General features: G+C 73.7%; 9 protein-coding genes. 6 read left to right on the top strand and 3 right to left on the bottom strand.

Annotated features, from left to right (window positions below; all coding sequences use genetic code 11):
- The first annotated feature begins 439 nt into the window (after window positions 1–439).
- Window positions 440–3,106 carry a cellulose binding domain-containing protein gene (locus KMS84_RS36165; RefSeq protein WP_256920776.1) on the top strand — a complete coding sequence of 889 codons (2,667 nt, stop codon included), beginning with the start codon at window positions 440–442 and terminating at the stop codon, window positions 3,104–3,106.
- A 46-nt stretch (window positions 3,107–3,152) separates the two neighbouring features.
- On the opposite strand, the gene KMS84_RS36160 is transcribed toward KMS84_RS36165, so the two are convergent.
- Window positions 3,153–4,127: a helix-turn-helix transcriptional regulator gene (locus tag KMS84_RS36160; protein ID WP_256920775.1), complete on the bottom strand. Its 975-nt coding sequence runs from the start codon at window positions 4,125–4,127 to the stop codon at window positions 3,153–3,155.
- Window positions 4,128–4,167: 40 nt separating this feature from the next.
- On the opposite strand from KMS84_RS36160, the gene KMS84_RS36155 reads away from it, so the two are divergent.
- Entirely contained in the window at window positions 4,168–4,731 is a 564-nt protein-coding gene (locus KMS84_RS36155) for a hypothetical protein (protein ID WP_256920774.1), read from the top strand.
- Window positions 4,728–5,273: a hypothetical protein gene (locus tag KMS84_RS36150; RefSeq protein WP_256920773.1), complete on the top strand. Its 546-nt coding sequence runs from the start codon at window positions 4,728–4,730 to the stop codon at window positions 5,271–5,273. The genes KMS84_RS36155 and KMS84_RS36150 overlap by 4 nt, the downstream gene beginning before the upstream one ends.
- Here KMS84_RS36150 and KMS84_RS36145 read toward each other — a convergent pair.
- Together KMS84_RS36145 and KMS84_RS36140 are read right to left on the bottom strand one after the other, a co-directional pair.
- Window positions 5,200–5,991, bottom strand: coding sequence for a class I SAM-dependent methyltransferase (locus KMS84_RS36145; protein WP_256920772.1), 792 nt, complete (start codon window positions 5,989–5,991; stop codon window positions 5,200–5,202). The two genes, KMS84_RS36150 and KMS84_RS36145, sit on opposite strands and share 74 nt — an antisense overlap.
- 199 nt (window positions 5,992–6,190) lie before the next feature.
- Window positions 6,191–6,496, bottom strand: a complete 306-nt coding sequence (locus tag KMS84_RS36140) for a 4a-hydroxytetrahydrobiopterin dehydratase (protein WP_256920771.1) — start codon at window positions 6,494–6,496, stop codon at window positions 6,191–6,193.
- A 172-nt stretch (window positions 6,497–6,668) separates the two neighbouring features.
- On the opposite strand from KMS84_RS36140, the gene KMS84_RS36135 reads away from it, so the two are divergent.
- From KMS84_RS36135 to KMS84_RS36125, 3 genes are all read left to right on the top strand, one after another.
- Complete coding sequence (locus tag KMS84_RS36135; RefSeq protein WP_256920770.1) at window positions 6,669–7,514, top strand: helix-turn-helix domain-containing protein; 846 nt, start codon at window positions 6,669–6,671, stop codon at window positions 7,512–7,514.
- Window positions 7,515–7,623: 109 nt separating this feature from the next.
- Window positions 7,624–8,487, top strand: a complete 864-nt coding sequence (locus KMS84_RS36130; RefSeq protein WP_256920769.1) for a Sco1979 family transcriptional regulator — start codon at window positions 7,624–7,626, stop codon at window positions 8,485–8,487.
- 57 nt (window positions 8,488–8,544) lie between these two features.
- On the top strand, window positions 8,545–9,366 hold the full coding sequence (locus KMS84_RS36125; protein WP_256920768.1) for an SAM-dependent methyltransferase: 822 nt from the start codon (window positions 8,545–8,547) through the stop codon (window positions 9,364–9,366).
- Window positions 9,367–9,424 lie beyond the last annotated feature (58 nt).

Below are 9,424 nucleotides of genomic sequence, written 5' to 3'. Positions count from 1 at the left end.
CTACCACCGCTTCTGGGCCCAGGCAGACATCGCCCTGGCCATGGGCTCGTACGCGGAGCTTCTCGAATAGTCCCCGCTGGGCACTCCGCGGTGCGGGCGGTGTCCGTCCGCGGGCCGGCTGACGCCGGCCGTGCGGATCCCCGCGCCCCCGGCCGTCTTCGGGACCCGGGCGCGCGGGGTGACACCGCCCCTCGGCGGAGCCGCTCGAAGGCTCCGCGTACGTGGCCCCGTCACCTGACGACGGGGCCCGGCCGGGCGGCCCCCACCCGCACAGGGGGCCGCCCGGCCATCGCACGTCCCGCACCGGACACTCCCGCACCGGACACGTCCCGCGCCGAACCCGGCCCGCCGCCCCCGCGTCCGGCGCCCGCACGTCCCCGCACCTCCCGCCGCACCGATCTCCTCCCCCCCATGGCGTTTCGCGAGGAAGGACCCCACCGTGCGAAGAACCCGCATCCTCACGGCCGTGCTGGCGCTCGCCGCCGGCCTGATCGCGGGCAGCCCGCCCGCGCTCGCGTCGGACGGCCCGCAGGCGACGCTCGCCGCCGAGTCGTACACCTGGAAGAACGCCCGGATCGACGGCGGCGGCTTCGTGCCGGGCATCGTCTTCAACCGCAAGGAGAAGAACCTCGCGTACGCCCGCACCGACATCGGCGGCGCCTACCGCTGGCAGGAGTCGAGCAAGAGCTGGACCCCGCTGCTGGACTCGGTCGGCTGGACGGACTGGGGGCACACCGGCGTGGTGAGCCTGGCCTCCGACTCCGTCGACCCGAACAAGGTGTACGCGGCCGTCGGCACGTACACCAACAGCTGGGACCCGGGGAACGGGGCGGTGCTGCGCTCCGCCGACCGGGGCGCGAGCTGGCGCAAGACGGACCTTCCCTTCAAGCTCGGCGGGAACATGCCCGGCCGGGGCATGGGCGAGCGGCTCGCGGTCGACCCGAACAAGAACAGCGTGCTGTACCTGGGCGCCCCGAGCGGCAAGGGGCTGTGGCGGTCGACCGACTCGGGCGTGACCTGGTCGCAGGTGACCGCCTTCCCCAACGTCGGCAACTACCAGCAGGACCCCTCCGACACGAGCGGGTACGCCTCCGACAACCAGGGCATCGTCTGGGTCACCTTCGACGAGTCCACCGGATCCTCCGGGACCGCCACGAAAACGGTCTACGTCGGGGTCGCGGACAAGGACAACGCCGTGTACCGGTCGACGGACGCGGGCGTGACCTGGACCAGGCTGGCCGGACAGCCGACGGGATACCTGGCGCACAAGGGCGTGCTGGACGCCGTCAACGGCTACCTGTACCTCGCCTACAGCGACAAGGGCGGCCCCTACGACGGCGGCAAGGGCCGGCTGTGGCGGTACGCGACGGCCACCGGGACGTGGACGGACATCAGCCCGGTCGCGGAGGCCGACACCTACTACGGCTTCAGCGGGCTGACGATCGACCGGCAGAGGCCCGGCACCGTCATGGCCACCGCCTACAGTTCCTGGTGGCCGGACACGCAGATCTTCCGGTCGACCAACAGCGGCGGCGCCTGGACGAAGGCCTGGGACTACACGTCGTACCCCGACCGCGCCAACCGGTACACGATGGACGTCTCGTCCGCTCCCTGGCTGACCTGGGGAGCGAACCCGTCGCCACCCGAGCAGACGCCCAAACTCGGCTGGATGACCGAGGCGTTGGAGATCGACCCGTTCAACTCCAGCCGCATGATGTACGGCACGGGCGCGACGATCTACGGGACGGAGAACCTCTCCCAGTGGGACAGCGGGGGCCGGTTCACCCTCAAGCCGATGGTGCAGGGGCTGGAGGAGACGGCCGTCAACGACCTGGCCTCTCCCCCGACCGGAGCCCCGCTGCTCAGCGCGCTCGGCGACGTCGGCGGCTTCCGCCACACGGACCTGACGAAGACGCCGTCGATGATGTACACCTCGCCGAACTTCACGACGACGACGAGCCTGGACTTCGCCGAGAAGAACCCCGCCACGGTGGTCCGGGTCGGCAACCTCGACTCCGGCCCGCACGTGGCGTTCTCCACGGACAACGGCGCCAACTGGTTCGCCGGCACCGACCCTTCGGGCGTCAGCGGCGGCGGAACGGTCGCCGCGGCGGCCGACGGCAGCCGGTTCGTGTGGAGCCCGGCGGGCGCGCCCGTGCAGTACACCACCGGTTTCGGCACCTCGTGGCAGGCCGCGAGCGGCATCCCCGCGGACGCGGTCGTCGAGTCGGACCGGGTCGATCCCAAGGTGTTCTACGGGTTCAAGTCCGGCAGGTTCTACGTGAGTTCGGACGGCGGCGCGACCTTCACCGCGTCCGCTGCGACCGGGCTGCCGAGCGGGGACAGCGTGCGCTTCAAGGCGCTGCCGGGCGGCCGGGGCGACGTGTGGCTGGCGGGCGGGGCGAGCGACGGCGCGTACGGACTGTGGCACTCCACCGACGCCGGCGCGACCTTCGCCAAGCTGTCCACCGTCGAGCAGGCGGACACGATCGGCTTCGGCAAGGCGGCGACGGGCGCCTCGTACCAGACCCTGTACACCAGCGCGAAGATCGCCGGCGTCCGCGGCATCTTCCGCTCGACGGACAAGGGGGCCACCTGGACCCGTGTCAACGACGACGCCCACCAGTGGGGCTGGACGGGCGGGGCCATCACCGGCGACCCGCGGGTGTACGGCCGGGTGTACGTGTCGACGAACGGCCGGGGCGTCGTCTACGGCGACACGTCCGACACCGGAGGCGGGGACGGCGGAGGCGGCGGCACGGACCCCACGCCCCCCACCCCGACCGGAGCCTGCGCGGTGACGTACACCATCACCAACCAGTGGTCGGGCGGCTTCCAGGCGGACGTGAAGCTCACCAACACCGGCACGAGCGCGTGGTCCGGATGGAGCCTGGGCTGGACGTTCGCCGACGGGCAGACGATCTCCCAGCTCTGGAACGCCGACCACACCCAGACGGGCGCGGCGGTCACCGCGAAGAACATCGCCTGGAACGGCAACGTGGCGGCCGGCTCGTCGGTCGGCTTCGGCTTCACCGGGAACTGGTCGGGCTCGAACACGAAGCCCGCCGCGTTCAAGCTCGGCGATCAGAGCTGCACGGTGGGCTGACCCCCGGCGGGGACGCCATGCGAGGGGACGGCGGGACGCCGTCCCCTCACCCGTGTCCGGACAGCGGCCGCTCGGCGTATCGCGCGGCCAGTTCGGTCGCCGTCCGCGCGATCCGCGCGCGCAGCTCGGCCGGCCGCAGGACCTCGACGTCCGCGCCCAGGCGCAGGAACTCGGCGTGAGCGTGCTCGACGGACTCGATCGGCACGGTGAGAGTCGTCCAGCCGTCCGCGTCCGGCGACGGGTCGGGACCCGTCGCCCGCGCCCGGGCGAGCGTCACCCCCGGTGCGAGCCGCACCACCGCCTCCGCCCTGCCCTGGTACAGGCGCTCATGGAACCCGCGCTGGTAGCGCGCCCAGTGGGCGGCCAGGTCGAAGTCCGGAGGGCGCGTGAACTCCTCGTCCGAGACGGCGAGTTCGAGGATCTTGTCGACTCGGTAGGTGCGCGGCCCGGGGCCGGCCACGACGTACCACCGCCCCGCCTTGAGAACCAGACCCCAGGGCTTGAGCCGGCGTTCGACGTCGGTGGGCTCCCGCCACCGCCGGTAGAGGACGTCCAGGACCCGGTCGTTCCACACCGCGTCGGCGACCGCGGTCAGGTGCGGCGCCTCGTGCGCGTCCGCCTCCGCGTACCAGCCGGGCGCGTCCAGGTGGAAGCGGCCGCTGATCCGGTCGGCGTGCGTGCGCAGCTCCGGCGGGAGCGCCGCCCGGACCTTGAGCCGCGCGGCGGCCAGCACCGAGCCGAGGCCGAGCTGGGCGGCCGCGCCGGGGGCGCCGGCCAGGAAGAGGGCCTGCGCCTCGTCGGCGTTCAGACCCGTCAGACGGGTCCGGTACCCGTCGAGCAGCCGGTAGCCGCCCGCGTGGCCGGCGTCGCCGTACAGCGGGACGCCCGCCGCGCCCAGCGCCTCGACATCCCGGTAGACGGTGCGGACCGACACCTCCAGTTCCTCGGCGAGCTGCGCGGCGGTCATCCGCCCCCGGGCCTGGAGCAGCAACAGGATCGAGACGAGTCGGCTGGACTTCACTGACACAGGATGTCAGTGAAGCCGTCCTAGCGTCCTGCCCATGACCTACTCCACGTCTTCGTCCCCGCCCCGCACGCCCCCGGCTCCCGCACCGGCGGCGCCCGCCGCGTCCGCAACGCCCTTCGCCGAGAAGCTGCTGACCGCGCTGCCCCCGCTGGAGGTGGCGGGGCGGTGGGTCAAGCGCTACCACGTCACCGCCGACCCGGCGGGCATCGCGCCCGAGGTCGAGAACGCGGCGTACGCGTTCCTCCCCGCGCTGCTGCCCGAGCCGGACGGCACGCCGCCGGCCACGTTCGTCGTCCTGCACCGGGGCGGCGACGACGGCGCCTACCTGAACGCGTACAGCTGGGTGTGGGACAACGTCCTGCACTTCGGGGGCGCCGCCGCGGGCCAGCCGGTGCTGGGCTGCCCGGACCACGACCCCACCCGTTTCACGGCCGTCGACCGGTCCTGGATCGGCTGCGTGTGGGAACTGCCGCCGATCCTGCACGAGCGGGACGCGTGGGTACGGCACATGCTCGACCGCCGGACCGGCGAGGCCCCGGACCTCCGTGCCTACCTGGCCGACTCCCTGACCGACCGGACGACGGGAGAGCGCGCGTGAGCGGCCCGCACGACTTCGACTTCCTCCACGGTGAGTGGGTGGTCCGCCACCGCCGGCGCACCGACTTCCTGGACGGCGACAGCCCCTGGGAGGAGTTCGCGTCCACGGCCGCCTGCCGGCCCCTGTTCGACGGGGCGGCGAACATCGACGAGATCGACATGCCGCACCTCGGGGCGAAGGGACTGACCCTGCGGCTCTTCGACCCGCGGACCCGGCAATGGTCGCTGCACTGGTCGTCCAGCCTCAGCGGCCGGCTCTTCCCACCCGTGATCGGCGGCTTCGGGGACGGCGACGAGCGTGGCGCGGCCGGCCGCGACCGCGGAGTGTTCTACGGCGACGACGTCCACGACGGGCAGGAGGTGCGGGCCCGCTTCGTGTGGTCGGGCGTCTCGGAGGCCGCGGCCCGCTGGGAACAGGCCTTCTCGCCGGACGGCGGCCGGACCTGGCTGACCAACTGGGTCATGGACTTCACGCGTCCGGGCGGCACGCCTCCCGGCGCGCCCGTGGAAGCGGCGCGGGAAGCGGTTTCCCGAACGCCCTGAGAGTGAACACGGGGTCCGGGCGGGGCCGGTCCTGGTCGGGCAGGGCCGCGAGGCGGGCGGCGAAGCCGTCGGCGAGCGGATGCCCGGGGGGCAGGGTGACGAACCAGCCGCGTCGCAGGTCCGCGACGGCCCGGCGCGGGCTGCGGCCCTGGCCCCGGCCGGGGAAGCGGGCCTCCCCGGCCGGGACCAGACCGCATCCGCGGGCGTACGCCTCCACGACCTCGGCCGTGTCCGAGGCCGGCCGGGGCGGACGGTCGGCCAGGACGACATCGATGTCGCTGCCCACGTTGTGCGAGGCGCCCTTGTCGACCGTGGTGACGTAGACGCCGCCGGGCCGCAGCACCCGAGCGCACTCGGCGACGATCCGTCGCGCGTGGGCGGGGTCCTCGACGAGATGGAGCAGCCACACACTGCTCACGGCGTCGAACTCCCCGTCCCGGAAGGGCAGTCGGCGGGCGTCGGCGAGGACGACGGCGCCGGGCAGCCGGGCGGCCGCGTGCCCGGCCATGGCGGGGGCCCGGTCCACCCCCGTCACACGCAGCCCCTCCCGGCCGGACGCGAGCCGCCGGGTCACGATGCCGGTGCCGCAGGCGACGTCCAGCAGCGTGCGCGCCCCGGCCGGCAGGAGGCCCAGCACGCCCTCCGCTGCCGCCGCCGCGCGGGGTTCGCCGCCGCGCGAGACGTCGTACCGCTCGGCTTCCTCGTCGTAGTCCAGCACGCGCGTTCCCCGTCCCGTCGCCGCCGTCGCCCGCCCTGCCAACCGACCGCCGTGCCGCCCGCCTCGTGCGTGCCCGCCGTTGTCGGCTGTCTGCGGACGTTCTCGCCGGCACGGCCGTGCCGTCCGTTCCCTCGCCGTTCCCGCCCTGCCGGCCGTGCATGCCCGCCCGCGCGGATCCTCCCGTCCGCGGGCCCTTGCGTCAGCGCGCGCCGTGCGCCGGGGCCGCCGCCTCCACCCGGCGGGCCAGTTCGACGTCCAGGCGGGTGACGGCGCCGCCCGCGCTGTGGGTGTGCACCGCGAGGGACACCGTGTCGTAGCCGAGGGTGAGCTCGGAGTGGTGATCGAGCTCGTCCTGGATCCGTGCGACATGGACGACCAGGGCGGTCGCGGCGAAGTGGGAGTCCAGCCGGTAGGAGCGGGTCAGGCGGCCGCCGTCCAGGGACCAGCCCGGCAGCTCGGACAGCCGCTCCTCGATCTCTTCCTGCGACAGCGGCTCCACGGCCATGCCCCGGCTCCCTTCCCGGACGCCCCCTGGACGTCGCGTACCTGTCCAGCGTGCCACAGGAACGCCGTCCCGGCCCTGGTCAGAGCCGCGTCCGTGGCAGCCCCCGCAGGCCCGCGCCGCACGACGTCCGCGGCCGCGCACCTCCCCGCGCTCCTCCACTACGGTCTTGAGCATGACCACAGCCGCGACCGGTACGAACGCCTCATCCGCCCTGCCCGCCGCCCCCGCCGACCGTGGTGTCGGCCCACTGCTGCGGGCCTGGCGGGAGCGTCGGCGGATGAGCCAGCTGGAACTGGCGCTCAGCGCCGACTCCTCGGCCCGGCACATCAGCTTCGTGGAGACGGGCCGCTCCCGGCCCAGCGAGGAGATGGTGCTGCGGCTCGCCGAGCGTCTGGACGTGCCCGTGCGCGAACGCAACGCGCTCCTCCTGGCCGCCGGTTACGCCCCGCACTACCCGCAGACCCCGCTGGACGACCCCGCCCTGGACGCCCTGCGCTCCGGGCTGGAGCGGCTGATCCGGGGCTACGAACCGTACCCGGCGCTGATCATGGACGCCCGGTACGACGTGGTGGCGGCCAACCGGGGCATCACGATGCTGCTGGACGGCGTGCCGGAGTCCCTGCTCGCTCCGCCGCTGAACGCGATGCGCCTCACGCTGCACCCCCAGGGTCTCGCGCCGCGCATCCGCAACCTGCGCGAGTGGCGCGGCCACCTGCTGGCGCAGATGGAGCGCCAGATCGCGCTGTACCGCTCGGCGCCGCTGCGCGAGCTGTACGACGAGGTCGCCGCGTATCCCGTCGCCGAGAGCCCCGGGCCGCCTTCGGCCGAACCGGCCGAGGAGGTGCCGTACTTCGCGCTGCCGATGCGCATCGAGCACGAGGGGCAGGTCCTCTCCTTCATCTCGTCCGTCTCCACCTTCAACACCCCCATGGACGTGACCGTCGCCGAGCTCGCCGTCGAGACGTTCCTCCCGGCCGATCCGGCGACGGTGAAGTACCTCCACACGACGACCGGTTGACGCATCGTCGTGCGCGGGCCGCGAGGAATGTTCGACTCCGTTCCCGTGAGCCGGGGGCCGGGGACGTGACACACTGACCGGTGTGCCCGAACGCTAGGAGAGACGTGGCGTGAGTGAACGACGGCCCGCGCCCACGGTGGGCCAGGTGGTGCTCGGCAGGCGGTTGCAGGAGCTGCGCGAGGCGGCCGGCCTCAGCCGTGAGGAGGCGGCCCGCGCGCTGCGCGTCGCTCCGGCGACCGTACGCCGCATGGAGACCGCCGACGTCGCGCTGAAGGTCCCGTACGTGCAGGTCCTGCTGGACGCCTACGGCGTCCCCGAGGCGGAGAGCGCGCTGTTCGTCTCGCTCACCGAGGAGGCCAACCGCCCCGGCTGGTGGCAGCGCTACCACGACGTGCTGCCCGAGTGGTTCAGCCTCTACGTGAGCCTGGAGGGCGCGGCGCGGCTGATCCGCTCGTACGAGCCGCACTTCGTCCCCGGCCTGTTGCAGACGGAGGCCTACGCGCGGGCCGTCCTGGAGGCGGGCACGGTCGGGCGCACCACTCCCCGGTCCCTCGAGCGTCACGTGTCGCTGCGCATGGCCCGTCAGCGCCTGCTGGAGAGCGCGGACCCGCCCCACCTGTGGGTGGTCATGGACGAGACGGTGCTGCGCCGCCCGGTGAGCGAGGACGCCACGGTGATGTCCGAACAGCTGGACAAGCTGGCGGAGTTCGCCGAGCGCGACCGGATCACGTTGCAGATCTCCGAGTTCGCGTCCGGTCCGCATCCGGGGACGTCCGCGCCGTTCTCGCTGTTCCGGTTCGCCGAGCCCGAACTGCCCGACATGGTCGTCACCGAGTATCTGACCGGCGCCTTGTACCTCGACGACCGCAAGGAGGTCTCCGCGCATCTGGAGGTCCTCGACCACATGACGACGCACGCCGCGTCCGCGCCGCGCACCAAGGAGATCCTGCGCGAGGTGCGCGCCGCTCCGTGACCGCGGCCCGCCCCGCGAGCCGCCGCCCCCATCGGCCCCCTCCAGGAGCAGACCAGGATGACCGGAACCGAGCCGGACCGCACCGCCGCCCGCGTCGACACCACCAGGCCGCACCCCGCGCGCGTCTACGACTGGTGGCTGGGCGGCAAGGACAACTACCCCGTGGACGAGGAACTGGCCCGGCGGATCCTCGCGGTGGACGACACGGTGCTGCGCGGGGCACGGGCCAACCGCCGGTTCATGCAACGGGCCGTCCGGGCGGCCGCCGAGGCCGGCATACGCCAGTTCCTGGACATCGGCACCGGCATCCCCACCGAGCCCAACCTGCACCAGGTGGCGCAGGGCGTGGCGCCCGCGGCGAGGGTCGTCTACGCGGACAACGACCCCATCGTGCTGCGGCACGCCGAGGCGCTGCTGCACGGTTCGGCCGAGGGCGCCACCCAGTACGTGCACGCCGACGTCCGCGACCGCGCCGCGCTGCTGGGCCGGGCCGCCGACACCCTGGATCTCGCACGGCCGGTCGCGCTGTCGCTGGTGGCGCTGACCCACTACCTGGGCAGCGACCCGGAGGGCGACGACGTCCACGGCCTGCTGAAGCAGTACACGGCCGCGCTCGCGCCGGGCAGTTGGCTGATCCTCTCGCAGGTGACCGCCGATCTGAACCCCGTGGCCGTCGGTAGGGCGGCCGAGAACTTCCGGCGCAGCGGCACCCCCTTCCATCCCCGGCCCCTCGCCGAGTTCGCGCGGTTCTTCGACGGCCTGGACCTGCTCGGCCCCGGCGTGATCCCGGTCTCCGGCTGGCGGCCCGACCCGGAGGACGTGGCGGCTCAGGCCGAGGGCATCGTGCCGGTCTACGCCGGGGTCGCCCGCAAGCCCTGAACCGGAGCGCCCGCCGGGCCCGGTGCACGGCGGCGGGGCGGCGGGACGGCGGCGGGGC

This window comes from Streptomyces hilarionis (genome assembly GCF_024539675.1).
Taxonomy (GTDB): domain Bacteria; phylum Actinomycetota; class Actinomycetes; order Streptomycetales; family Streptomycetaceae; genus Streptomyces; species Streptomyces hilarionis.
Note: the sequence above shows the minus strand (reverse complement) of the source record. Positions and strands in the feature narration are given on the sequence as shown.